This is a genomic window from Rhodospirillaceae bacterium (genome assembly GCA_016712715.1).
Classification (GTDB): Bacteria; Pseudomonadota; Alphaproteobacteria; order Dongiales; family Dongiaceae; genus Dongia.
This window is the reverse complement of the sequence record JADJQM010000002.1, coordinates 219,789-243,881: the sequence shown is the minus strand read 5'-3', so window position 1 is coordinate 243,881 and position 24,093 is coordinate 219,789. Positions and strand designations below refer to the sequence as shown.

At 62.7% G+C, this 24,093-nt stretch carries 22 protein-coding genes and 1 pseudogene; 17 read left to right on the top strand and 6 right to left on the bottom strand.

Annotated elements, in window-relative coordinates:
• The first annotated feature begins 316 nt into the window (after positions 1-316).
• Both IPK59_11910 and IPK59_11905 read left to right on the top strand, forming a co-directional pair.
• Positions 317-1,915 (top strand): peptidoglycan DD-metalloendopeptidase family protein, encoded by a 1,599-nt coding sequence (locus IPK59_11910; GenBank protein ID MBK8159427.1) that lies wholly within the window; start codon positions 317-319, stop codon positions 1,913-1,915.
• Positions 1,899-2,366 (top strand): polymer-forming cytoskeletal protein, encoded by a 468-nt coding sequence (locus IPK59_11905; protein MBK8159426.1) that lies wholly within the window; start codon positions 1,899-1,901, stop codon positions 2,364-2,366. The genes IPK59_11910 and IPK59_11905 overlap by 17 nt, the downstream gene beginning before the upstream one ends.
• Positions 2,367-2,385: 19 nt before the next feature.
• Here the strand turns inward: IPK59_11905 and IPK59_11900 are convergent, their stop codons facing one another.
• Positions 2,386-3,444: a threonine/serine dehydratase gene (locus IPK59_11900; protein ID MBK8159425.1), complete on the bottom strand. Its 1,059-nt coding sequence runs from the start codon at positions 3,442-3,444 to the stop codon at positions 2,386-2,388.
• Positions 3,419-5,413, bottom strand: a complete 1,995-nt coding sequence (locus tag IPK59_11895; protein MBK8159424.1) for a lytic transglycosylase domain-containing protein — start codon at positions 5,411-5,413, stop codon at positions 3,419-3,421. Before IPK59_11895 ends, IPK59_11900 begins: the two co-directional genes overlap by 26 nt.
• A gap of 345 nt (positions 5,414-5,758) precedes the next feature.
• Between IPK59_11895 and IPK59_11890 the strand changes: the two genes are divergently transcribed.
• Both IPK59_11890 and smpB read left to right on the top strand, forming a co-directional pair.
• Entirely contained in the window at positions 5,759-6,637 is an 879-nt protein-coding gene (locus IPK59_11890) for a 4-hydroxy-tetrahydrodipicolinate synthase (GenBank protein ID MBK8159423.1), read from the top strand.
• A 9-nt stretch (positions 6,638-6,646) separates the two neighbouring features.
• Positions 6,647-7,123, top strand: a complete 477-nt coding sequence (gene smpB / locus IPK59_11885; protein ID MBK8159422.1) for an SsrA-binding protein SmpB — start codon at positions 6,647-6,649, stop codon at positions 7,121-7,123.
• Positions 7,124-7,294: 171 nt separating this feature from the next.
• Here the strand turns inward: smpB and IPK59_11880 are convergent, their stop codons facing one another.
• Entirely contained in the window at positions 7,295-7,942 is a 648-nt protein-coding gene (locus IPK59_11880) for a uracil-DNA glycosylase (GenBank protein ID MBK8159421.1), read from the bottom strand.
• A gap of 6 nt (positions 7,943-7,948) precedes the next feature.
• Complete coding sequence (locus tag IPK59_11875) at positions 7,949-8,566, bottom strand: NYN domain-containing protein (GenBank protein ID MBK8159420.1); 618 nt, start codon at positions 8,564-8,566, stop codon at positions 7,949-7,951.
• A 164-nt stretch (positions 8,567-8,730) separates the two neighbouring features.
• Between IPK59_11875 and folK the strand changes: the two genes are divergently transcribed.
• The 11 genes and pseudogenes from folK (at position 8,731) to IPK59_11820 (ending at position 20,102) form a co-directional block, all read left to right on the top strand.
• Positions 8,731-9,240 (top strand): 2-amino-4-hydroxy-6-hydroxymethyldihydropteridine diphosphokinase, encoded by a 510-nt coding sequence (folK, locus tag IPK59_11870; GenBank protein ID MBK8159419.1) that lies wholly within the window; start codon positions 8,731-8,733, stop codon positions 9,238-9,240.
• A 147-nt stretch (positions 9,241-9,387) separates the two neighbouring features.
• Positions 9,388-9,777, top strand: a complete 390-nt coding sequence (locus tag IPK59_11865; protein ID MBK8159418.1) for a DNA-directed RNA polymerase subunit omega — start codon at positions 9,388-9,390, stop codon at positions 9,775-9,777.
• Between the two features lie 129 nt (positions 9,778-9,906).
• Positions 9,907-12,060 (top strand): bifunctional (p)ppGpp synthetase/guanosine-3',5'-bis(diphosphate) 3'-pyrophosphohydrolase, encoded by a 2,154-nt coding sequence (locus tag IPK59_11860; protein ID MBK8159417.1) that lies wholly within the window; start codon positions 9,907-9,909, stop codon positions 12,058-12,060.
• 8 nt (positions 12,061-12,068) lie between these two features.
• Positions 12,069-12,470, top strand: a complete 402-nt coding sequence (locus tag IPK59_11855; protein ID MBK8159416.1) for a holo-ACP synthase — start codon at positions 12,069-12,071, stop codon at positions 12,468-12,470.
• Positions 12,471-12,654: 184 nt separating this feature from the next.
• Positions 12,655-13,455, top strand: coding sequence for a signal peptidase I (lepB, locus tag IPK59_11850; protein MBK8159415.1), 801 nt, complete (start codon positions 12,655-12,657; stop codon positions 13,453-13,455).
• A 3-nt stretch (positions 13,456-13,458) separates the two neighbouring features.
• The gene (gene rnc, locus IPK59_11845) at positions 13,459-14,226 is read left to right on the top strand and encodes a ribonuclease III (GenBank protein MBK8159414.1); all 768 of its coding nucleotides are present in this window, start codon (positions 13,459-13,461) and stop codon (positions 14,224-14,226) included.
• Positions 14,227-14,266: 40 nt separating this feature from the next.
• Positions 14,267-15,229, top strand: coding sequence for a GTPase Era (gene era / locus IPK59_11840; GenBank protein ID MBK8159413.1), 963 nt, complete (start codon positions 14,267-14,269; stop codon positions 15,227-15,229).
• A gap of 13 nt (positions 15,230-15,242) precedes the next feature.
• Positions 15,243-15,974: a DNA repair protein RecO gene (gene recO / locus IPK59_11835; protein ID MBK8159412.1), complete on the top strand. Its 732-nt coding sequence runs from the start codon at positions 15,243-15,245 to the stop codon at positions 15,972-15,974.
• A gap of 71 nt (positions 15,975-16,045) precedes the next feature.
• Positions 16,046-17,287 (top strand): FAD-binding oxidoreductase, encoded by a 1,242-nt coding sequence (locus tag IPK59_11830; protein MBK8159411.1) that lies wholly within the window; start codon positions 16,046-16,048, stop codon positions 17,285-17,287.
• A gap of 4 nt (positions 17,288-17,291) precedes the next feature.
• On the top strand, positions 17,292-17,837 hold the full coding sequence (locus IPK59_11825; GenBank protein ID MBK8159410.1) for a GNAT family N-acetyltransferase: 546 nt from the start codon (positions 17,292-17,294) through the stop codon (positions 17,835-17,837).
• Between the two features lie 137 nt (positions 17,838-17,974).
• Positions 17,975-20,102, top strand: a pseudogene (locus tag IPK59_11820) (DNA topoisomerase IV subunit A).
• 120 nt (positions 20,103-20,222) lie between these two features.
• On the opposite strand, the gene IPK59_11815 reads toward IPK59_11820, so the two are convergent.
• Positions 20,223-20,795, bottom strand: coding sequence for a hypothetical protein (locus tag IPK59_11815; GenBank protein ID MBK8159409.1), 573 nt, complete (start codon positions 20,793-20,795; stop codon positions 20,223-20,225).
• Positions 20,796-20,903: 108 nt separating this feature from the next.
• Positions 20,904-22,625, bottom strand: a complete 1,722-nt coding sequence (locus tag IPK59_11810) for an SUMF1/EgtB/PvdO family nonheme iron enzyme (protein MBK8159408.1) — start codon at positions 22,623-22,625, stop codon at positions 20,904-20,906.
• A gap of 599 nt (positions 22,626-23,224) precedes the next feature.
• Here IPK59_11810 and IPK59_11805 point away from each other — a divergent pair.
• Positions 23,225-23,596 (top strand): 30S ribosomal protein S12, encoded by a 372-nt coding sequence (locus IPK59_11805; protein ID MBK8159407.1) that lies wholly within the window; start codon positions 23,225-23,227, stop codon positions 23,594-23,596.
• Positions 23,597-23,608: 12 nt separating this feature from the next.
• Positions 23,609-24,079 carry a 30S ribosomal protein S7 gene (gene rpsG, locus IPK59_11800; protein ID MBK8159406.1) on the top strand — a complete coding sequence of 157 codons (471 nt, stop codon included), beginning with the start codon at positions 23,609-23,611 and terminating at the stop codon, positions 24,077-24,079.
• Positions 24,080-24,093 lie beyond the last annotated feature (14 nt).

The window sequence follows — 24,093 nt, the reverse complement described above, 5'->3', positions numbered from 1 at the left end:
AACTCGGGTGAGATCCGAGCCTGGATTGATTCGGCTTGCGTCCCCTGGAGGGTCCGCCTAAGTTACTTCTGCTAATAATAAATTAACGATTGCACGACGGCGAACAATCGCTGCTGGAAGCAGTCGTCAGGGGGGCCAAGGTTACTTGGTCCGGTATGTGTCACGCGCCAGACGGCGTCGGCCATCCGAGGGGTATGCGGGTCGGCCGGTGAACGTAGGGCGGCTATGGGTCAATTGAGCGTCCTACCGTGGGGATGGGATCGTGGTAACCGGAAAAAAATCTGTGAAATTCTCACCGCATCAATTTGGGACGCGCATGGCCGCGTCTCTCTCCAGGCATTTCTCGCCGCGCGAACTGATCGTGCGCAGCGATGGCAAGATCAAATATGTGCGCCTTTCTACGCGCAGCCAGATGGTGGGCGCTGCCTTGTTCGGTGGCATCGCCATCCTGTCCCTGGCGACATCGATCGGCCTTGCCATGCAGCAGGTGACGTTGCATGGGCGCGACATCGCGGTGCGCGAAGCCGAGGGCGCCTATACCGGCCTGCTGGCCGAGGTCGCCGACTATTTCGACCAGTTCAAGGGCAGCACAGGCAAGCTCGGCGATGACGAAGCCTATCTGCTCGGCCTTTCCGGCGAGAATGCCGGCATGCGCGATGGCTTGAAATCGATCGCGACGCAGATCGAGGGTCCGGCGCCGCTGGAAGGCGCTGTCGCCGGCAAATCCGCGCAACAAGGCGACGACCCGCTGCGGGCCAAGCTGCGCGAGGCGTTGAAGAACCGGTTGCTCGCCTTCGACAGCGACCTGAAGCGCATTGCCGCACGCAACCAGTCCCTCACCAATCAGATCGCCGACCTCAAATCAGAGATTCGCGGCATCGAGGGCGATCGGCGCCGCATGGCGGCCGAACGCGATGAATTGACGGCCCTTCTCGACCAGAGTCGCCAGAGCAATGGCAACCTTGCCGTACAGGTCGCTGACCTGACCGGCCGCCTGACGACATTGCGGCGGGATCATCAGGTGGCCACCGAACAGGTGGCAAGCCTCACCGCCAAGGTCAGTTCGCTGCAGGGCGAGCTGCAGATGGCGCAGGCGAGCAATGCCGATCTCAGCCGCCAGGTGGCGCAGACCAAGCTGGCGCTGACGACGGTGATCAACCAGCGCAACACGCTGCAACTGGGCCGCTCGGACCTTGGCCGCACGATCGATGAATTGCGCGAGAAGGTCGCCGCCGTCCAGGAGAGCCAGGCCAATTTCGTGGCCAGCGTCACTGAGCGCACGCGCAACAGCCTTGAGGAAATGGAAAAGACCCTGGTGATGACCGGGCTCAACGTCGAGAACATGATCGCGGCGGCCGAGATGGACGGTGTCGGCAAGGGCGGTCCGTTCCTGCCGGATCCAGCGACGGGTGCCGATGAGACCGAGCAGAAGCTCCTGACCAATGTCGCGACCCTGGATGACGAAGTGGCGCGCTGGGAGAAGATGCAGGTCGTCCTGCGCTCGGTGCCGCTCGCGGCCCCCGTCGACCACTATTATATCTCAAGCGGCTTTGGCGCCCGGGTTGATCCGTTCAACGGCGCGCGGGCGCGCCATGAAGGTCTCGACATGGTGGGGACGCTCCGTTCCGACGTGCTGGCGACGGCACCGGGGACGGTCATCCATGCCGGCTGGAAAGGGAATTACGGCCGGGTTGTGGAAATCGATCATGGCCTTGGCATCGTTACGCTTTATGCCCATCTGGATTCGGTTGCCGTGAAGGTAGGGGATGTGGTGGACTACCGGCAATTGGTCGGCAAGCTCGGATCGTCCGGGCGCTCGTCCGGCCCGCATTGCCATTACGAAGTGCGCTACAACGACAAACCGCTCGATCCCATGGGCTTTCTCAAGGCAGGTCGCTATGTTTTCAAAGGTTAACAAATCCGGTCAACCAGGCGCGGTCCATGATTCACCGCACCCCTCGGTAAAAGCCGGCATTCCCTCGATCATCAGCGCGGATCTGCGCATCACCGGCGATCTGGTCTGCAGCGGCGACGTGCAGATCGACGGCTGGGTGGAAGGCGATATCCAGAGCCGCAACATCACGATCGGCGAAGGCGCCACCGTGCAGGGCGGCCTGCAGGCCGAATCCGTGCGCATCTGCGGCCTGGTCAATGGCGAGGTTCGTGCCGACATGGTGGTGCTGGAAAAGACCGCCCGCGTGACAGGCGACATTCTGCACAAATCCCTGGCGATCGAGCAGGGCGCCTATCTTGAGGGCATGTGCCGCCGTACCGATACGCATCCGGTGACCGCGGTTGCGACCTCGGTCGAGCCGGTCAAGGACATGGTGAAGGACGTGGTCGAGAAGAAAGCCGTTTCCGGCTGATCTTGCGACCTATCTGATCTTATGAGGCAAGCGGGTCGTCCCTGTCGGCGGCCCGCTTGATCATTTCCGGGTCGGCATTGCCACCCGAACAGACCACCACCACATTCTTTCCGGCAAGCGTGTTGCGTGTGGCGAGGACGGCCGCAAGTGCCGCGGCGCCACCCGGCTCAACCACCAATTTGAGATGCCGGAGCGCAAAGCCCATCGCATCCAGCACTTGATCGTCGCTCACGACCTTTGAACCCGCCAGCAGCTTCTGATGGATCGGGAAGGTGAGAGCGCCCGGCCTTTCCGCCATCAGGGCATCGCAGATCGAAGGTTTGCCGGGCTTGTTGGCCAGGCGTTCGCCGGCCGCCAGCGACCTCTGCAGATCATCGAAGCCCGCTGGCTCGGCCGCGTAGATCTCAGCCCGGGGATGCTGTTCCTTGACGGCCAGCGCCACGCCGGCAATGAGGCCGCCGCCGCTGCACGGCGCCAGCACCATATCCGGCGTCACGCCGAGGGCTGCCGCCTGCGCACAAAGCTCAAGGCCGACGGTGCCTTGCCCTGCAATGATGAAGGGGTTGTCATAAGGCGGCACCATGAGCGCCTGGTCCTTTTCCGCGATGGCACGGGCGATCGCCTCGCGGTCTTCCCTGTGGCGCTCGTAGAGTACCACCTCGGCGCCGAAGCCCTTGGTGTTGGCGACCTTGATCGCCGGTGCATCCGACGGCATGACGATAGTGGCCTTGAGACCCAGCATCTGTGCTGCCGCGGCAACGCCCTGGGCATGATTGCCGGACGAAAAGGCGACCACGGCACGCAAAGCCGGGTCCGCAGCCTTTGCCGCCAGCAGGCAGTTGCCAGCCCCACGGAACTTGAATGAGCCTGTGAGCTGGAGCGTTTCCGCCTTGATGAGCAGCCGAAAGCCGAGCCTTGAGCTGATCAAGGGATAGTCCAGCAAGGGGGTAACGACGGCGCGGCCGCGCAGCCGCGGGCAGCCGCCCGGACATCCGCTGCCTGCGCCGCGAAGGCGGCGTCGACTGCCTGAGGCTGGCTCAAATTGGGAATCCTTAGTTGATGGCGGGTCGGTTGAGATCGTCTTCGAGGGCGATGAGGGCACCGCCTTCCGACAGGCGGCTGCGATAGATCTGCAGATTCTCCATCACGCGCTGCACATAGTTGCGCGTTTCGTTGAAGGGAATGTTCTCGACCCAATCGATCGCATCGGTTTCCGGCAAGCGCGGATCGCCATAGAGGATGACCCAGTCGCGCACCCGGCTGGGGCCGGCGTTATAGGCGGCCACCGCCATGATGTAGGAGCCGTTGAACCGGTTGATCAGCTGTTCGAGATAAAGCTTGCCGAGGCGGACGTTGAAGCTCGGATCGGTGATGAGCTTCTTCTCCTGCAGCTTCTTGACGCCCAATTGCTTGGCGAGCGGCCGGGCGGTCGAGGGCATCAGCTGCATCAGGCCCATGGCGCCGGCCGGCGAGCTCACCTTGGCGTCGAAGGCGCTCTCCTGCTTGATGATGGCCAGCACCAGCGCCGGTTCCGGGGCCTGACCCGCCGGCAGCTTGATGGTCGGGAACAGATATTCCGAGAGTTCATGGCCCTTCTGGCGGGCTTCCTTGGCGACGGCGATGGCAAGATCGTCGCGCTTCACGGATTTGGCAAGGCTGGCGAGAAGCGCGTAATCGGTCGCCTTGGTGGCACGAGCCGTCATGGTCATGAGGAAGGGGCGGATGCGCTGTTCTTCGCCGACCTTGCCGAGCAACCGAACCACCTTGACCAGTTCCAGCTTGGCAAAGGACGCCTTTTCCGCGGCGCTCGGCCGAATGCCGCTGTCGAGCACAAGATGCTTTGGGTCGGTGAGGCGGGCCGCCGCGAGCTGGCCATAATAGACGCTGAGATTCTTGGCGGCGTTGCGGTACCAGTCGGTGGCGGCCGCCATATCGCCCTTGGCCTCGGCGGAGCGGCCGATCCAATAGGCAGCCCGGGTCTTGCTGATGACCGATTTGGCGCCGTTATAGAGATTGGTGAAATGCTTCGTCGCCACCTCGGGCTCGTCGAGATAGCGCAGTGCCACCCAGCCGGCGAACCACTCCCCTTCGACAAAGGCGTCGCCGGTATCTGAATTGTGCGCGGCGGCGAGGCGATAGGCGGCGCTGACATCGCCATTGGCGAGCAGTTCGCGTGCGGCGCGGTAGAGTTCGTCCCACATCAGATCGGGGCGGGTGACGTTGGCGGGCGGCGGGTCGAGCACGGCGAGTGCGCGCTCGATCTGGCCTTTCTTGCGCCAGGCGCGCGCCATTTCATAGATAAGGCCGGCATCGTCGCGCAGTTCCAGCGGCACCAGACTGCCGACCGCATCGGGCGAGATCTTCTTGTCCTGCAGGCGCATTCTTGCGCTGGCGAGCGCTGCATGGCCGGTATCCACCCGCTTCAGCATACGCAGGGCCTGGTCGCGCTTGTCCTCCCACAGCAATCGGTCGAGCCTGACCACATGATCGGCCATGGTCAGCATGTCGCCAAAGCGCTGCAGGAACACCTTCTCGATGTCGGCGGTAAAATCCTCGGTAGTCCAGGCCAAGATGGCAACCTTGCGGGCGCGCTCGACCTGGCCGTCAGCGCGGAGCGCGCCGACGAGCTTCAGGGCGCCCTGGGCGGTCAGCGGATCGCGTTCGCCAAACCAGGCCAGCACCGAGGCCGTCGGGTAGAAGTCGTGCATGGACCGCTCAGCCTGGGCGGTCAGCGTGTCGCGCAGCGGCCAGTCGGGATTGGCCTTGAGGAAGCTGGTCATCTCGTCGAAGGAGCGGCCGGGCCCCGGGCGCGAGAGATCGAGCCATTGAATGACCTTGGCGAGATGCGGGTCCTTGGCCAAGTCGGCGAGGCGGCGCGCCTCCTTCCAACGATCCTTTTCGATCGCCTGGAACGCCTGCTGGTAGAGCTTCTTGTCCTTGGCGCTGAGGGTAACCTCGTCCGCGCGGACCTGCGGCACCCAAAGGGAGAGGCAAAAGAAGGCGGCAAGGCTGAGCCAGATCAGGCGCGAAAGCAGGGAAAGGGGCATGGGCGTGGTCCCGGATCGGGCCGCGCCGGCAGGGGTGATCGGGTGCAAAGTCAAAGATGTGTGCGTCATTTCCTCGCTCGGCTGCGCACGACTCGGGCGGCGCAGGAACATCATTCTAGGAGAGTATTGGTTAACGCTCAATGTATTCAATGTGTTGGCAATCACACACTGATGCATAACATTCGTTTCTACCGGCGGGCTGCCGCCAAATTGCCACAGGTGGCGAATCGTCGGTTTTTTCGGCAGAACGCTTGCAGCCCCACCCGCCTGCCGCTATTTTCCGGGCCCGATTGACTGTTGCCCGACGTCCGAAAGTCGTTCCGGGCCGAATTTATGGAGCTAGCCATGTTCAAGGGTTCGATGACCGCTCTGGTCACGCCGTTCCGCAACAATGCGGTGGACGAGGCTGCGTTCCAGAAATTCGTCGATTGGCAGATCAAGGAAGGCATTGACGGCATCGTGCCGGTCGGCACCACCGGCGAATGCCCGACCGTGAGCCATGAAGAGCATCACCGCATCGTCGAACTGGCGGTCGAGGTGGCCAAGGGCCGCGTCCCCGTCATCGCCGGTACCGGCTCCAATTCCACGGCCGAGGCGATCGACCTCACGCGTCATGCCGAGAAAGCCGGCGCCAGTGCCGCTCTCGTCGTCCTGCCCTATTACAACCGGCCGACGCCGGAAGGCCAGTACCAGCATTTCAAGGCAATCCACGATGCCACCAACCTGCCGATCATCATCTACAACGTGCCGCCGCGCAGCGCCGTCGACATGTCGATCGACACCATGGCGCGTTGCGCAACGCTGCCGCGCGTGATCGGCGTCAAGGATGCGACCGCGGATCTCGCCCGGCCCGCGCGCACCCGCATCGCCATCGGCGCCGATTTCTGCCAGCTCTCCGGCGAGGATGCGACCGCTCTGCCGTTCCTGGTACAGGGTGGTGTTGGCTGCATCTCGGTCACCTCGAATGTGGCGCCGAAGCTCACCGCGCAGATGCATGCCGCCTGGCGTGCCGGCGATCTTGCCCGCGCCATGGAAATCAACGAACGCCTGATGCCGCTCAATGATGCGATGTTCTGCGAAACCAGCCCCGGTCCGGTGAAGTACGCGCTCTCGCTCATGGGGCATATCCAGCCGGATGTACGCCTGCCACTGGCGCCGATTTCGGACGCCTCCAAGCAAAAGGTCGAGGTGGCGTTGAAGAAGGTCGGCCTGATCGGCCAATAGCAGTCCATCATGGCGCGTGACATCTCGACCAACAAGTTCGCGGCGCAGAACCGCAAGGCACGCCACGACTATTCGATCAGCGACGAGATCGAGGCCGGCATCGCCTTGATGGGGTCCGAGGTGAAGTCCCTGCGCCTTGGCCGCTGCTCTATCGCCGAAGCCTTCGCCGCCGAACGTGATGGCGAGTTCTGGCTGCTGAATGCTCATTTCCCGGAATATGAGGCGGCCAACCGCTTCAACCATGAGCCGGGTCGGCCCAGGAAGCTGCTGCTGAAAAAACGCGAAGTCATCAAGCTCACAAACGCGACGCAGCGCGACGGCGTCACCATCGTACCGCTTTCGATCTATTTCAACGAACGCGGCCGCGCCAAATGCAATCTCGGCATTGCCAAGGGCCGCCGGCAGGTCGACAAGCGCGCCGCGATCAAGGACCGCGACTGGAAACGCGACCAGAGCCGCATGCTCCGGAACCGCGGCGGGGATTGAGTCAGTCGTCACGGACCGAACTTGTTCTGACAACCCCTCACCCTGACCCTCTCCCGCAAGGGGAGAGGGATGAGATTTGCCGGCAAGAGCGAATCTAACCAAAAAACTTGGGATGCGAGAGCGTGGCAATGGCCCCTCTCCCCTGTCGGCGGGGCGTGGGGTGAGGGGGAGTTACAATCCCGCCACTTCCTTCACATGCGCCATCGCTTCACGGAACATCTTGGGTGTCAGCACGCCGGTGTTCGTGTTGTAGCGGGAGCAGTGATAGCTATCGATCAGGATGCGGCCATCGCTCAAATCATGGCGGCGATTGTGGCCGAATTTGAAGGCGCTGCGCTTTTCGCCCAGGGCCATCAGCGCCGCGTCGTGGGCGATGGATCCGAGCGCCAGATAGCAGCGCGCCGGTGAAGCGGCGATTTCGGCTTTGAGGAACGTGTTACAGGTCTTGATTTCGGCCGGCAGCGGCTTGTTCTGCGGCGGGACACAGCGCACACCGTTGACGATGCGGCAGCCTTTGAGGGTCAACCCGTCATCGGGGCGTTCGTCATAGATGCCCTTGGCAAGACCCAGATCAAGCAATGTCGCGAACAGCAGATCGCCCGCCCAGTCGCCGGTGAAAGGTCGCCCGGTGCGGTTGGCGCCGTGCAGGCCTGGGGCGAGGCCGATGATCAGGAATTTGGGCTTTGCATCCCCGAAGGCCGGTACCGGCGCATTGAAATAATCCGGCAGCTTGTGCTGGTTATCGGCGCGGAATGCGGCGAGGCGTGGGCACAGCGGACAATCAGGCGCTGGCTCGGCCGGGAGAGACGCAGCTGACATGGCGGTTCAGCTGCTGCTGGGCGCGTCTTCCGGCGTCTCGCGGGCCGGCTGTTCCTTGGGCGCCTCGCGCGGCGCCGTGGTGCGCGGGTTATGCGCCCGGGCGACGATCGAGGCCAGATCCTCGAGTTCCACGAACATGTCGGCCTGGCGGCGCAATTCATCCGCCACCATCGGCGGGTTCGAGCGCACGGTGGAGACTACTGAAACACGGACGCCACGGCGCTGCACGGCTTCGACCAGGCGGCGGAAATCGCCATCGCCGGAGAACAGGACGACGTGGTCGAGATGGGCCGACATTTCGAGGACGTCGATCGCGAGCTCGATATCCATATTGCCCTTGATCTTGCGGCGGCCCATGGCGTCGGTGAATTCCTTGGTCGGCTTCGTGACCATGGTGAAGCCGTTGTAATCCAGCCAATCGACCAGGGGGCGGAGCGGCGAATATTCCTGGTCTTCCACCAAGGCGGTGTAATAGAAGGCCCGGATCAGCCGGCATTGTTCCTGGAAATGCTTCAGCAGGCGCTTGTAGTCGATGTCGAAACCAAGGGCGCGGGCTGCGGCATGCAGATTGGCGCCATCAATGAAGAGACCAACCCGTTCCTGGGCGTAGAAGCGAAGGGCCATAATGTTATCCTCGTCGGCAATATGACTGAAAGATATACGGTGGCGGTCGACTTGCGCCTGTATGAGGCACCGTGCTTGCGATTGACCGTGGCGGACCTTAGTGCCGATCCGCAGGGCCTCGCAAGCCGTAATGAAGCGCTGCCGACTGGCTGAGAAGGAATCGGATGAATCCATTGCTGGGCGGTATCTATATCGGGCTTGGCGCCAATCTGCCGAGTGCCGCGGGCAATCCGGTGGCAACGCTGGAAAAGGCGGTGGCCGACATCACGGCCGCCGGCATCGCGGTTCTGCGCCGCGCCCCCTGGTATGAATCGGCGCCGGTCCCCCGCGCCGATGACCAGCCCTGGTATGTGAACGGCGTCATCGAAGTCGCGACCGACCTCGGCCCGGCGGCGTTGCTCGACCTCCTCCAGGGGCTGGAGGCGCAAAGCGGACGGATTCGCGCAGGTGCCAATGCGCCCCGCCCACTCGATCTCGACATCATCGCCTATCGCGACCTGGTCCAGACGGGGCCAAATCCACCGATTCTGCCGCATCCCCGCATGGCGTCGCGGGCCTTCGTGCTCCTGCCACTGCAGGCGATTGCGCCGGATTGGCGCCATCCGGTCAGCGGCAGGCATGTCGGCGATCTTGTTGCAACCCTGCCGGTTGATCAGGAAATCCGTTTGCTTTGAGGCCCTTGGCGCGATCGTCACGGTCGTCCCGTGTCATGCGCCTGCGGCATAGTGCCTGCCCCCGAGCGGTGATGCCCCGCAGCTTGAACCCAGAAAATCAATAGAGTAAGTTCAGGCAATTAGGCGAATTCCTGGAGACTATCGAAAATGGCGCGCGTAACAGTCGAAGATTGCGTTCAACGTATCCCCAACCGTTTTGAGCTGGTCATGATGGCCGCCCAGCGGGCCCGCGAGGTTTCGGCCGGCGCGCCGATCACGATCGATCGCGACAATGACAAGAACCCGGTTGTCGCCTTGCGCGAGATCGCTGACGAGACCGTGGTGCTGGCTGCCCTCACCGACAACCTCATCACCGGCCTGCAGCGCCATGTCGAAAATGACGAGCCGGAAGAAGAAGGTACCGGCTTTGGCACCGGGGCCGGCGATCTGCTGGCCGAAATGCAGCAGGCGCAGATTTCCGATGACGAGGCCGAAGAGGCCGACATGACCATCGACGGCGAGTTCGAGGATGCCGCGGAGGCCGATGACGGCAACTGACCAAGCAACGCTGCCGTCAGTTACCGTTTTCCTGAAACACGGAAAGGATTGGTTTCACCCGAATGCAGCTGAGGTCGCCGGCCTGCTTGAAGACAAGCATGGTGCGGCGCGACGCTTTCCGAGGACCGCATGATCCGGCAATTTGAACTGGTCGAGCGGGTGAAATCTTACGATCCAGGCGCGGATGAGGACCTCCTCAACCGCGCCTATGTTTTTTCGATGAAGGCCCATGGCAGCCAGGCGCGCGCCTCGGGCGATCCCTATTTCTCGCATCCGCTCGGTGTTGCCGAGATCCTGACGCGGTTGAAGCTCGATTCAGCCTCGATTGCCACGGGCCTGCTCCACGACACGGTCGAGGATACCGAGGCGACGCTGGAACAGGTCCAGTCGATGTTCGGCGCGGAAGTGGCGCAGCTGGTCGACGGCGTCACCAAGCTCTCGCGCCTCGAACTGCAATCCGACAACACCAAGCATGCGGAAAATTTCCGCAAGCTGGTGCTCGCCATGTCGAACGACATCCGCGTGCTGCTGGTCAAGCTCGCGGACCGACTGCACAACATGCAGACGCTGCATTTCATCAAGAATGCCGAGAAGCGCCGGCGCATCGCCGCCGAGACCATGGAAATCTATGCGCCGCTCGCCGAACGCATGGGCATGCACCAGCTCAAGGACGAGCTGGAGAACCTCGCCTTCGCGGAACTCAATGCCGACGCCTACAACTCGATCATGCAGCGCCTCTCCTATTTGCGCGAGCAGGGTGCCGATATCTGCGCCAAGATCATCGCCGAGTTGCAGAAGACGATGAAAGAAGCGGAACTGGTTGCCGAGGTTTCCGGTCGAGAAAAGACGCCCTATTCGATCTGGCGCAAGATGCAGAAGAAGCGCATGGAGTTCGAGCAGCTCTCCGACATCATGGCCTTCCGCGTCATGGTGAAGGATATCGGCCAGTGCTATCAGGCGCTGGGTGCCCTCCATGGCAAGTATTCGATGATCCCGGGGCGCTTCAAGGATTACATCTCGACGCCCAAGCCCAACAATTACCAGTCGCTCCACACCGGCATCATCGGCCCGCAGCGCATGCGCATCGAGGTGCAGATCCGCACCGACAACATGCATGAAATCGCCGAGATGGGGGTGGCTGCGCATTGGGGTTACAAGCAGGGTTCGACCAAGATCGACGGCCGCCAATATCGCTGGCTGCGCGAACTGCTCGACATCCTGGAGCATGCCTCGGGGCCTGAGGAATTCCTCGAGCACACCAAGCTGGAGATGTTCCAGGACCAGGTGTTCTGCTTCACGCCGAAGGGCGATCTCATCGCCTTGCCGCGCGGGGCGACGCCGGTCGATTTCGCCTATGCGGTCCATTCCGAGGTGGGCGACACCTGCGTCGGTGCCAAGATCAACGGCCGCATCATGCCGCTGCGCACGGAATTGCAGAATGGTGACCAGGTCGCCATCGTCAATTCGAAGGCGCAGACGCCGTCGCCGGCCTGGGAACGCTTTGTCGTCACCGGTAAGGCCCGCGCCTGCATCCGCCGCTTCATCCGCACCCAGCAGCGCGCACAGTATCTGGAACTGGGCCGGGCGATGCTGCACAAGGAGTTCGCCCATGCCGGCTATGAGTATACCGAGAAGGCGATCGACGGCGTTCTGAAGAAATTCAAGGCCGAGGAGATCGAGGATCTGATCACCCAGGTCGGCGAGGGCATTGTCGGCGCCCGCGAGCTGGTGAACGCGGTCTTCCCCGGCAACAAGACTCAAGCGCCGAACGACAAGGCCCATGACAAGGCCGGGCCGCCGAAACGCGATCCCAAGAAAGCCAAGGGCGGCCATGCCATTCCGATCCGCGGACTCATTCCCGGCATGGCGATGCATTTTGCCGGCTGCTGCCATCCGCTGCCCGGCGACCGCATTGTCGGCATCGTCACCACCGGCAAGGGTGTCACCATCCACACGATCGATTGCGAGACGCTGGAGAGCTTTGCCGACACGCCGGAACGCTGGCTGGATGTTGCCTGGGACCAGGACAAGAACACGATCGAGCAGCATACCGGGCGTCTTGATGTCGTCATCGCCAACCAACCGGGGAGCCTGGGATCGCTCACCACCGTCATCGGCAAGAACAGCGGCAATATCTCGAACCTCAAGATCGTCAACCGCTCGATCGATTTCTTCGAAATCATCGTCGATGTCGAGGTGAAGGATCTCAAGCACCTCACTAACATCATCGCCGCCCTGCGCGCGACGCCCTCGGTCAACTCGGTCGACCGGGCGCGCGGTTAGGGGCATCCATGATCCTGGGTATCGGCAACGACATCATCGACATCCGGCGCATCGAAAAATCGATCGAGCGCTTCGGCGACCGGTTCATCCAGCGGGTCTTTACCGAGATCGAGCAGAAGAAGTCGGACCGCCGCGCACAACGCGCCGCCTCCTACGCCAAGCGCTTTGCCGCCAAGGAGGCCTGTTCCAAGGCGCTCGGCACCGGATTCCGCGACCAAGTCTTCATGAAGGATATGGGTGTGGTCAACCTGCCCAGCGGCAAGCCGACCCTGGCGCTCACCAACGGCGCCTTGAAGCGCCTGCAGGAGATCACGCCGCCGGGCATGGTGGTGCAGATCGACCTCACCATTACCGACGATTTCCCCATGGCCCAGGCGATCGTCATCATTTCGGCCAATCCAGCCCCCTGAAATCCCCTGCCTTTGCCTAAACCAGCGGAAAACATTGGGAAAATCGCTACGGCCCCCATGGAAATCGGCCCGAAAGCCTTGACTTTAGGGGGTCCGGCTGGCTTGATCCGGCCGCAAAGGCACGCCGCAACGGCGTGTTCTTCCATGACCGCTTTTTCAATCCCCAAAGGCCGCTATACCCATCATGGCGCGTAAGACAGAGACCGAGCCCAGCCAGATACTGGAAACCGTCAAAACCATCTTCTGGGCCGCGGTCATTGCCGTGGTCATCCGCACCTTCGCCTATGAGCCCTTCAGCATCCCGTCGGGATCGATGGTGCCGACGCTGCTGGTGGGCGACTATCTGTTCGTCTCGAAGACCGCCTATGGCTACAGCCGCTATTCCTTCCCCTGGGGCATCGTACCGGTCGAGGGACGTATCTGGGAAGACAAGCCGGAGCGCGGCGATGTCATCGTCTTCCGACCGCCGGGCGATACGCAGACGGATTTCATCAAGCGCCTCATCGGGCTGCCCGGCGACACCGTGCAGGTCAAGGAAGGCTTGCTCTACATCAACGGCACGCCGGTGAAGCGGCAGCGCATCGAAGATTTCATCAATCTCGATAGCGGCGGCATCGCGTCGCCGCAATATATCGAGACGCTGCCGGGCGGCGTCAGCCACCGCATCATCGAGGTCCGCGGCGATCAAGGCGATCTCGACAACACACCGCTCTACGTCGTGCCGGAAGGCCATTACTTCATGATGGGCGACAATCGGGACAGTTCCAGCGACAGCCGCGTCACCAGCGGGCTGGTGCCGTTCGACCCCAACACGCGTATCACCGAACCAGCACAGCTCGGCAATGTCGGCTTCGTGCCGGCGGAAAACCTGATCGGGCCGGCCAAAGTGCTGTTCTGGTCCTATGACAACACGCTGAAGCTGACCAACCCGATCACCTGGGTGACGGCGCTGCGTTGGCGTCGCCTTGCCGATCTGGTGGAGTGATTGGTGGCCAAGGTTGCCATCAACGATTTAGCCACGATCGTCGGTCACGCCTTTGCGCGGCCTGAACTGTTGCAGACCGCCATCACCCATCCCAGCGCCACCGGGCGCAGCCGGGTGAAGCGTACGCGCCGCAGCAGCAAGTCGACCGCCGAGGTCAAGCAATCCGACAACCAGCGGCTGGAATTTCTCGGCGACCGGGTGCTGGGCCTGATCGTCGCCGAGATGCTGTTTGCGACTTTCCCGGAAGAGGATGAAGGGGCGCTGGCCAAGCGGCTTGCTGCCCTCGTGCGCCAGGATGGCCTTGCCCAGGTGGCTTATGGTCTGGGCTTTGGCAAATATCTCGTTCTGTCGAAGGGCGAAGAGGAAAGCGGCGGGCGCGACAATCCGGCGACCCTGGCAGACGCCTGCGAAGCCATCATTGGCGCCCTCTATCTCGACGGTGGCATCGACTGCGCGCGGGCTTTCATCGAACGCCATTGGCAGCCGATGATGTCGGCCGAGCTCAACCCGCCGCAGGACGCCAAGACGGCGCTGCAGGAATGGGCCCAGGCAGCCGGCCTCAATCTGCCGCGCTATACCGTCATCCGCAGTGAAGGCCCGCCCCATGACCCGGTCTTCGAGGTCGAGGCGGGCGTCGATGGGCACCCGCCCACCCGCGGCACCGGCCGTTCGAAGCGCGCTGCCGAACAGGCGGCCGCCACGCAATTGCTGGCGCTGGTACGGCCGCTGGTGTTGGTCCAAGATAAGAGCGTAGAGGTCGGCCCACTCTGATGGCCGGCCAGATGGCGCGTCGATAGAAAGCAGGCTCGCTATGAGTTCCGAATCCACAACCGGATCCAACACGGATCCGGGTACCAGTTGCGGCTTCATTGCCGTCCTGGGTGCGCCCAATGCCGGCAAGTCGACCCTGGTCAACCGTGTCGTCGGGCAAAAGGTCTCGATCGTCAGTCCCAAGGTGCAGACCACGCGCGCCAAAGTGCTGGGCATCGTCATGAAGGAAAGCGCTACCGGCACGGCGCAGATGATCTTCGTCGACACGCCCGGTATCTTTGCGCCCAAGCGCCGGCTCGACCGCGCCATGGTGGCCGCGGCCTGGAGCGGGGCCGGCGATGCCGACCAGGTGCTGCTCATGGTCGATGCCAGCCGCAAGGGTGTCGATGACGATACCAGGCGCATCATCGAGGGGCTGAAGCAGCACAAGCGCAAGGCCGTGCTGGTCCTCAACAAGATCGACCAGGTGAAGGAACGCGAGCGGCTGCTGGCCAAGACCGCCGAACTCAATGCGCTTGCCAATGAAGGCGAGGAATTGTTCACCGACACCTTCATGATCTCGGCCGAGAATGGCGACGGGGTCGAGGATCTGGTGGCGGAGCTGTGCCGCCGCATGCCCAAGGGGCCGCATCATTATCCGGAAGACCATATCACCGACGCGCCGCAGCGCTTCCTGGCATCCGAAGTGACGCGCGAGCATCTCTTCCGCCAGCTCCATGACGAAATCCCCTACGCCCTCACCGTCGAGACGGAGGGCTGGGAGGAGTTCAAGGACGGTTCGGTCAAGATCACGCAGATCGTTTTCGTCGCCAAGGAAGGCCAGAAGGCCATCGTCATCGGCAAGGGTGGTGCGCGCATCAAGCAGGTACGCGAGGCGACGCAGCGCGAATTGCAGCAGATGCTCGAGCGCCACGTGCACCTCTTCATCTTCGTCAAGGTGCGTGGCAGCTGGGCGGAAGATCCAGAGCGCTACCGCGAAATGGGCCTCGATTTCGAGACCTGACGAGACGCAGGCCTTGGATTTCACCGATATCGCCTTCGTCCTCTCCGCCCGCCGCCATGGCGAGAGCGATGTCATCCTGTCCTGTCTCACTCGTGAGCATGGTCGGCATATGGGGCTCGTGCGCGGTGGGGCGGCCAGGAAACAGCGCGCGACCTTCGAGACCGGCAATGCGCTGTCGCTGACCTGGCGGGCGCGGCTCTCCGAACAACTCGGTTACTTCCAGGCGGAACTGCTCGAGGCCCATATCGCCCATCTGATGGACGACGCGGATCGGCTGACGGCGCTGAGCGCTGCCGCCGGGGTCATCGATGCGACCCTGCCCGAACGGGAGCCGCATCAGGATGTCTATGAGGATTTCAGTGTCCTCCTTGCGGGTCTGGTGGCGGCCGTGCCGGATTGGGGCGGCCTCTATCTGCGCTGGGAGTTGAAGCTGCTGGCCGATCTCGGCTTCGGCCTCGATCTCAGAAGCTGTGCCGTGACGGGCACCACCGAGGATCTGGTCTTCGTCTCACCCAAGACCGGTCGCGCCGTCAGCAAGGCCGGGGCCGGGCGCTATGCCGAACGGCTCCTGCCTCTGCCGGCTTTCCTGATCGACGACAAGGCCGTTTGTGATGCGACAGCACTGGTACAGGGATTGCGCCTGACCGGTCATTTCCTGCACGCCCATCTGCTGCCGACCAAGGGTGCCGAAAAGCGCCTCACCGCCCGTGACCGCCTGGTGGAGCGGGTCAGCCATCTGGCCTGAGCCGGCAGCCTTGATTTGGCCCGCGGCCTTCGCCATGCTCCAGCGCGATCACGCAGAGATTTAGGGGCATCATGGGCAACCGTCATTTCATCGTCATCGGCGCCGGCATCGTCGGCATTTCCACGGCCCTCTATCTGCAGAAGGACGGCCACCGCGTCACCGTGATCGATGGGCGGGATCCGGGTGAAGGGACATCGAAGGGCAATGCGGCGGTGATCGCCACCGAATCCTGCATCCCGGTGGCGACGCCGGGCATTCTGTGGGATGTGCCGAAGATGCTGATGGATCCGCTTGGCCCGCTCGCCATCCGCTGGGCCTATCTGCCGAAGATTGCCCCCTGGCTGCTGCGCTTCGTCGCCAATAGCGGCGAAAAGCGGGTCGAGCAGATCTCGATCACCCTGCGATCGGCGCTGGTCCAGGCCCTGGCCGCGCATAAGGAACTGGCGGCACTCGCCAACCAATCGATGATGATCAAGGATACCGGCTGGCTCGGTGTCTTCGAGAAGGACGAGAAATTCCAGAGCTATCAGTGGGACCTTGCCCTGCAGAAGCGGCGCGGCGTCAATTTTCAGGTGTTGAAGAAGGAAGAGATCCGCCAATTCGAACCCAGCCTGCAGCCGATCTACAACCACGCGGTCTACTACCCGGAGAATTCTTTCGTCACCGATAATTTCGCGTTGGTGCAACGCCTCGCCAACCATTTCGCCGCGAATGGTGGCAAGATCGTGAAGGCGGATGTAACGGGCTTCGAGATCGGCGCCGACGGGCCGACCGCGGTCAAAGCCGGCGGACAATCCTATCCGTGCGACGCCGTGGTCGTGGCGGCCGGCGCGTGGTCGAAGAAGCTCTCCGCGCAGCTCGGTCACACCGTGCCGCTGGATACCGAGCGGGGCTATCATGTCACGCTGCCCAACGCGCAGAAGCGCCCGCGCATGCCGCTTTATTCCGGCGATCATTCCTTCGCCATCACGCCGCTCGATGTCGGCCTGCGTTTTGCCGGCACGGTCGAGCTGGGTGGGCTGGAAGCAGCGCCCAATTACGCCCGTGCCCAGAAGCTGATGAACCATGGCAAGCGCATGTTCGGCGAACTGGATGAGACCGGGCGCAGCGACTGGATGGGCTTCCGCCCGTCGATGCCGGATTCGGTGCCAGTGATCAGCCAGGGCGGTCGCTTCAAGAACACCTATTTCGGTTTCGGCCATGGCCATGTCGGCCTGACCCTGGGACCAGTGACCGGGCGCATCATCGCCGATCTGGTGGCCGGTCGCGATCCGGGGCTCGACATGCAGCCCTTCCGCATCGACCGGTTCTGACCCTATGCGCGCGCCGGACAGACCCGCCGAAGGCGGCTTTTCCCTGCGGCTGCTATTGCCCTCGGATGCACCGCAATACCGGTCGTTCCGGCTGAACAATCTGAAGCTCTATCCGACCCTGTTCCGCGCCGACGCCGCCGAGGAAGCGCTGAAGCCACTGGCCACATCGGAGCGACGTCTCAAACCAACGCCGCTCAATCGCTGGCAGGGTGCCTTCGATCACGGCGGGATCCTCATCGGTGCGGTCGGCTTCCGGCGGGAAGCCGGCGCCAAGCGCCAGCATATCGGCCAGATCATCGGCCTCTCCGTCGCGCCCGATTGGCAGGGGAAGGGCATCGCCACGGCGCTGATGCTCGACGTCATCGACTATGCACGCAGCCTTGACGGCCTGCGGCAGCTCCAGCTCACCGTCACCACGCCCAATCCGGCGGCCGAGCAGCTCTATGACCGGCTGGGATTTGAGGTGTTCGGCCTCGAGCAGGACGCGCTCAGGATCGGGTCCGAGTCTCATCCGAAACAGCATCGGCAGCTGATGTTGAACCAGCTCTGAACCGGGTACAGCTTCCTAACACCTTGATCGGGCTCCTTAAGAAAGCGTTGGCGCAGGCTTGACGCGAGGCCGATGCTGCCTAGGATGGCGCCGAATCACGCGACCCGATCACGCCACCTGGAAAGTTGACCCTGCGCATGGCCAAAAAAGCCACGACCACCACACCGCAACCCGTGGGCGAAATCAAGCTGACCAACCTCGCCGAGGCCCTGGGCGAGCGATACCTCTCCTATGCGTTGTCCACCATCATGTCCCGATCGCTGCCCGATGTGCGCGACGGGTTGAAGCCGGTTCACCGCCGCATCCTCTATTCGATGCGGCAGCTGCGCCTGGACCCAGGTTCCGGCTTCAAGAAATCGGCCCGCGTGGTCGGTGACGTCATGGGTAAGTTCCATCCCCATGGCGACGCCTCGATCTATGACGCCATGGTGCGCCTGGCGCAGGATTTCGCCGTGCGCTATCCGATGGTCGAGGGCCAGGGGAATTTCGGCTCGATCGACGGCGATAACGCGGCCGCCATGCGCTATACCGAAGCGCGGGCTCGCCAACGGGTCGCAGGGCATCGCGGTCGGGATGGCGACCAGCATTCCGCCGCACAACGTGGCCGAGATCTGCGATTGCCTCAGCCATCTCCTCAAAACGCCCAATGCGCGGATCGAGACGCTGGTGAATCTCATGCCGGGACCGGATTTCCCGACCGGCGGCCTGCTCTGCGAGACCCGCGAGACCATCGTCGAGGCCTATCGCACCGGCCGCGGCTCGTTCCGCCTGGGCGCCAAATGGGTGCGCGAGGAGATTAAAGGCGGTGGCTATCAGATCGTGGTCACCGAGATTCCCTACCAGGTCGCCAAATCGCGCCTCATCGAGAAGATCGCCGAGCTGCTGCAGGACAAGAAGCTGCCCTTCCTCGACGATATCAACGATGAATCGACGACCGATATCCGCCTGGTCCTGACGCCCAAGTCGCGGACGATCGATCCCGCGCATCTCATGGAGCAGTTGTTCCGCCAGACGGATCTCGAGACCCGCTTCAGCCTCAACATGAACGCGCTCGACGCCAATCAGACACCGCGCGTCATGGGCTTGGCCGAAGTGCTGCAGGCCTATCTCGACCATCGCCGCGTGGTATTGCAGCGCCGATCGAAATTCCGCCTGGGCGAGATCGAGCGGCGGCTGGAAATCCTCGACGGCTACCTCGTCGCCTATCTCAACATCGACGAGGTGATCCGCATCATCCGCTTCGAGGACGAGCCCAAGGCCGTCATGATGAAGAAGTGGAAGCTCTCGGACACCCAGACCGACGCCATCCTCAATATGCGCTTGAAAGCCTTGCGCAAGCTGGAGGAAATGGAGATCAAGGGTGAGCACAAGGAACTCTCGGCCGAGCGCAAAACGCTGCAAAGCTTGCTCGCCTCCGACGACAAGCAATGGGACGCAATTGGTACCGAAGTCCAGGAGCTGAAAAAGCTCTATGGCCCGAAGACGCCGCTGGGCAAGCGCCGCACGGAACTGGGCGAAGCGCCCTCTGCCATGATCATTCCGCTGGAAGCCATGATCGAGCGCGAACCCATCACCGTGGTCTGCTCGTCAAAGGGCTGGATCCGGGCCTTGAAGGGCCATGTCGAGCCCGGCACCGAGATCAAGTTCAAGGAAGGCGATTGGGCAAAGTTCCAGCTGCAGGCGGAGACGACCGACAAGCTGGTGATCTTCGCCACCAACGGCAAATTCTATACGATCCCGTGCGACAAGCTGCCCGGCGGCCGCGGCCATGGCGAACCCGTGCGCCTCTTTGTCGATCTCGGCAACGAGCATGACATCGTCGCCATGATGATCCACAAGCCGGGCTCGAAACTGCTGGTGGCGGCACATGACGGGCGGGGCTTTGTGGTCTCGACCGATGAGATCATCGCCCAGACCAAGAACGGCCGCCAAGTCCTCTCGGTGCCCGAGGGTGTCGAGGCCAATGTCTGCGTGCCGGCCGATGGCGACATGCTGGCAGTGATCGGCGACAACCGGAAACTGCTCATCTTCAAGCTCAATGAAGTGCCGGAGATGACCCGAGGCCGCGGTGTCATGCTGCAGAAATACAAGGATGGCGGCCTCTCGGATGCCAAGGTCTACACCAAGTCGGAGGGCCTCACCTGGCGGCTTGGTGACAAGATCCGCACCGAGACGCACAGCAATTTGAAGGACTGGATCGGCGAACGCGCCCAGGCCGGTCGCCTGCCGCCGAACGGATTCCCCAAGGCCAACAAGTTCGGCTGACGATGACCCGAAACTGACCGTCAATTGCCCGCAAGTACCCCCTGCCGGTGAATGGCGACATGCGTCGGCCGGTGGGAGAGGGCAGAGTGAGTTGGGTCCTTGTGGTCGGTATGCTTCGAGTTAGCGGACGACGAGCGTGCGCGAAGCGGTATCCTCGGTCACGTCGTGCATCTGGCCACCGACTGTTTGATGAAGAAGATCGAGCAGAAAAACCCGGTCACGGCGGGTAAAGATCACGGCAAATCCCAGTATCCCGGCAATGAAGAGCAGGGGGATGAGCTGTGATGTCAAGATGACCGGGGCGTCTGCGATCGGATGGCTGATGAGTTTGCTTACGAGAACAGAACCAAACAGTATCAGCATCACCAACGGCATGAGGATGGCGCCGAGCCAGAAAAAAATGCCGCCGCCGAGCTCACATTCGATGCGCGTTCCCTTGCCATCGGGAATGGATCTGAATGCTGCGCGCAGCTCCGTCTGATAGAAGTAGTCGCGCAGCAACGAGTTCTTGCGCCAACGCAAATTGTAGGCGCCGACCTCGCCCATGACCGGCTTGCCGCTGAAGGCTGAAAAGGCGAGTGCGAAGAAACCCTGCAGGGTGCGCTCGGCGCAGCGTGCGCTACATTGCTCGGGCATCAACGTCGTGGTGATCACTGCCGGCGGGCCGAAGAGGAACTTCGAAAGACTAGGCATGCGCTGTGCTGCAAATATTGTTTAACTTGTGTCGCACTATGCCCAAGGTTGTGGTTTCTGCCAACCCTGTGCCGCGTCTCGAAGTCGGGTCGACGGGGGCTTCATTTCTCAACATTGCACTCTGCCCATGCTTGGGGCGGAGATGTCGCAAGTGATGAGGCCGCGGCCTAAAGATCGCGGGCGAGGCGGAAGCCGACGATATTCTCGCGTCCCCAGCCGTCGAGGGCGTAGCGCCGGGCGAAACGGAAATCCCATTGCCCGTCGATCCAGCTGCCACCGCGCGCCACATGTTCCGGGGCAGGTGTCGCCGATGACGGCGCTGCCGTCGTCAGGGGCGCCCTGGTAGCTGGGCGCGTAGCAATCCTCGACCCATTCCCAGACATTGCCGGCCATGTCGAACAGCTTGAAGCGGTTGGCTGTATAGCTGCCGACCGGCGCGGTGAAGATCTGACCATCGTCGCATGGCGATGGCTCGATGCCGGGATATTGCGTTTGCCCCTGCCGGTCGAAACTGTTGCCGATCCGGCAGGCGTCGGCCAGATCATCGTCCTCCCAGGGGAAGAAGCCGCGCTTGCCGGCCCGGGCGGCATATTCCCATTCCGCTTCGCTGGGCAGCCGGTATTGCGCGCTCGTCTGATCACCCAGCCATTCGACATAGGCCTGCGCGTCGCGCCAACTGACGCAGGTGACGGGATCCTGGCCGCTTTGCTGGAAGCCTGGTGCCAGCCAATTGGCCTGCGGGTCCATGCGCCCCTCCTTGTCATCGGCGAGGTAGCATTCGCCGTTCATGTCGTGACCGGTCGCCGCCACGAAGGCCGCGAACTGGTCGCGGGTCACCTCGGTGGTCGACAGGGCGAAGGGCTTGGCGATGCTGACCTTGTGTACCGGCGTTTCATCCGGACGCCGGTCCTCATCCTCCTTTGGCGCCCCCATCACGAACCGCCCGGCGGGAATGACGACCATGTCCGGGCATTCCGGGCAGTCTCGAAAGATAGTTCCGGCGACGGGCGGTTCTGTTTCGACCTGGCCCCGCACCGTTCCCGCGCCGGTCTCCATGCTGGGCGCGGTCGTTTCCGTCGTCGCAACCTCGGCGGTCTGTTCGCGGAAATAGAAGGCGCCGGTAAGGGATGAGGAATCCCAGGGCACCTGGCCCTCTCCTGTCGCCTGCATGACCGCGACACGGACATTGCGGAACATCTCCTCGACCGGCAGGGATGCGCCGGTGATGGCCCTGGCGAGGGCCGCGGCATAGGGGCTGTTGTCGCCGGTCCCGTCCTGCGCCACCTCGCCGGGGGCGGTCGAATAGGCGACGAAGCTGCCCTTCGGGGCATCCATGCGTGCAAGGCCCGCGGTGGCATTGCGCATGCTGCGGGCGAGGGGGTTGTTGCGACAGGCGTCGAGGATCACGAAATTGACCCGATTGCCGGCATATTCCATCTGCTTCAGGATCCAGCCCGCATCGACCGCCTCCATATCGGCGTCGGCCTCGCTGCCGATCGCGGCCCCCAGCGGGATCAGATAATTGGTGCCGCCGACCTGGACCCCGTGGCCGGCATAATAAAAGAGTCCGGTCGCCTCCGGCCCCGCCTCGACCAGGCGCCGGCCGAAATCGGAGATGGCCCGCTTCATGGTCTTTTGATCGGCATCGCGGACAATGGTCACGGAAAAGCCGATCTCGGTGAGGGCAGCGGCGATCAGATCGGCATCCCTGACCGGATTGGCCAGATCCCCGATCGCGTCGCCATAGGCGCCGTTGCCAACCACCAGGGCCACGCGCGGGGCTGCCTGGGCGCTGCTGCCAGTCCAGGCCAGCCCGCCGATGCCGATCAAGAGCCAACATAAGATCAGAACAGCCCTGCGCATCCAGCCTCCGGACTCGATGGTTCAAGGAACCTTTGAAAGCTTGTCGCGGGCCGGTCCGGGTGACAAGGTTCATCGACTCCGGTCGGTCGCAGATATCCGGGCATTTTAGGTAATTTAATTACTGAAATGCCCGTCCAGCTGGGTTGGAAACGCCGGGGGCCTCTAGAAGTGGGGGTAGGGTAGGTGCCAAACCCCATCGTATGGTAGCTATGCGCGCGGTGCCGCATATAGGTTAAGTCATTGAAAAATGTCGATTTCACCCCGGATTCTTCTGCTTGACCCCGGGATATCGAATCAATATATTCCGCCCGCCTTTAAGGGGGCTGGTGGTAGATGACCCGGCGCGGAAGCGCCCCTCAGTCTAAACGCTGTCCCGACTTAAGCATCCGAAGCGACATAGGGCTCCTCTGCCTCTGAGCATGAGCAATCTGGCGTTTTTTCGACCGCATCGAGACGCGAAAGCGTCGGCCTTCGATGAGGTCGCTTTTGCATATGGCAACATTTGCATGTCGCAAATCTGCGCCAATGGGCTCGGCCCGGACGCGCAACGAGGTGAGGAAGAACTAATGCCGACGATTAACCAGCTGATCCGCCAGGGCCGCGAGCCGTTGAAGGCCCGCAACAAGGTGCCGGCGCTTGAAGCGAGCCCGCAGAAGCGTGGCGTTTGCACCCGCGTCTACACCACGACGCCGAAGAAGCCGAACTCAGCGCTGCGTAAGGTCGCGCGCGTGCGGCTCACCAACGGCTTCGAAGTCACCTCATACATCCCGGGCGAAGGCCATAACCTGCAGGAGCACTCGGTCGTCATGATCCGTGGTGGCCGCGTGAAGGATTTGCCCGGCGTCCGCTATCACATCATCCGCGGCACGCTCGATACCCAGGGCGTCAAGGACCGCAAGCAGCGCCGTTCGAAATACGGCGCCAAGCGGCCGAAGTAAGGAGATCACGAGATGTCGCGTCGTCACGCAGCTGAAAAGCGCGAAGTTCTGCCGGATGCCAAATTCGGTGACATCGTGCTCACCAAGTTCATGAACAGCCTTATGTATGCCGGCAAGAAGTCGACGGCAGAAACGATCGTCTATGGGGCCCTCTCGAGCGTCGAGAAGAAGTCCAAGGGCGATCCGATCAAGTTGTTCCACGAAGCTCTCACGAACGTGAAGCCGCATCTTGAAGTGCGTTCGCGTCGCGTCGGTGGTGCCACCTATCAGGTGCCGGTTGAAGTTCGCCCGGACCGCGCCCAGGCGCTGGCCATCCGCTGGATCATCACGGTTGCCCGTGGCCGTTCCGAGCAGACCATGACCGATCGCCTCGCTGCTGAAATCCTCGATGCCGCCAACAACCGCGGCGCCTCGGTGAAGAAGCGCGAAGACACCCACCGGATGGCGGAGGCCAACAAGGCCTTCTCGCATTACCGCTGGTAAGGGCGGAAGGACCT

Coding starts and splice junctions, on each gene's coding strand:
- IPK59_11910 (MBK8159427.1), top strand. CDS start 317: ATGGCCGCGTCTCTCTCCAGGCATTTCTCGCCGCGCGAACTGATCGTG.
- IPK59_11825 (MBK8159410.1), top strand. CDS start 17,292: ATGCGCGCGCCGGACAGACCCGCCGAAGGCGGCTTTTCCCTGCGGCTG.
- IPK59_11895 (MBK8159424.1), bottom strand. CDS start 5,413: ATGCCCCTTTCCCTGCTTTCGCGCCTGATCTGGCTCAGCCTTGCCGCC.
- IPK59_11880 (MBK8159421.1), bottom strand. CDS start 7,942: ATGTCAGCTGCGTCTCTCCCGGCCGAGCCAGCGCCTGATTGTCCGCTG.
- era (MBK8159413.1), top strand. CDS start 14,267: ATGAGTTCCGAATCCACAACCGGATCCAACACGGATCCGGGTACCAGT.
- IPK59_11875 (MBK8159420.1), bottom strand. CDS start 8,566: ATGGCCCTTCGCTTCTACGCCCAGGAACGGGTTGGTCTCTTCATTGAT.
- IPK59_11890 (MBK8159423.1), top strand. CDS start 5,759: ATGTTCAAGGGTTCGATGACCGCTCTGGTCACGCCGTTCCGCAACAAT.
- lepB (MBK8159415.1), top strand. CDS start 12,655: ATGGCGCGTAAGACAGAGACCGAGCCCAGCCAGATACTGGAAACCGTC.
- IPK59_11860 (MBK8159417.1), top strand. CDS start 9,907: ATGATCCGGCAATTTGAACTGGTCGAGCGGGTGAAATCTTACGATCCA.
- IPK59_11905 (MBK8159426.1), top strand. CDS start 1,899: ATGTTTTCAAAGGTTAACAAATCCGGTCAACCAGGCGCGGTCCATGAT.
- rpsG (MBK8159406.1), top strand. CDS start 23,609: ATGTCGCGTCGTCACGCAGCTGAAAAGCGCGAAGTTCTGCCGGATGCC.
- folK (MBK8159419.1), top strand. CDS start 8,731: ATGAATCCATTGCTGGGCGGTATCTATATCGGGCTTGGCGCCAATCTG.
- IPK59_11855 (MBK8159416.1), top strand. CDS start 12,069: ATGATCCTGGGTATCGGCAACGACATCATCGACATCCGGCGCATCGAA.
- smpB (MBK8159422.1), top strand. CDS start 6,647: ATGGCGCGTGACATCTCGACCAACAAGTTCGCGGCGCAGAACCGCAAG.
- IPK59_11830 (MBK8159411.1), top strand. CDS start 16,046: ATGGGCAACCGTCATTTCATCGTCATCGGCGCCGGCATCGTCGGCATT.
- IPK59_11815 (MBK8159409.1), bottom strand. CDS start 20,795: ATGCCTAGTCTTTCGAAGTTCCTCTTCGGCCCGCCGGCAGTGATCACC.
- IPK59_11865 (MBK8159418.1), top strand. CDS start 9,388: ATGGCGCGCGTAACAGTCGAAGATTGCGTTCAACGTATCCCCAACCGT.
- IPK59_11805 (MBK8159407.1), top strand. CDS start 23,225: ATGCCGACGATTAACCAGCTGATCCGCCAGGGCCGCGAGCCGTTGAAG.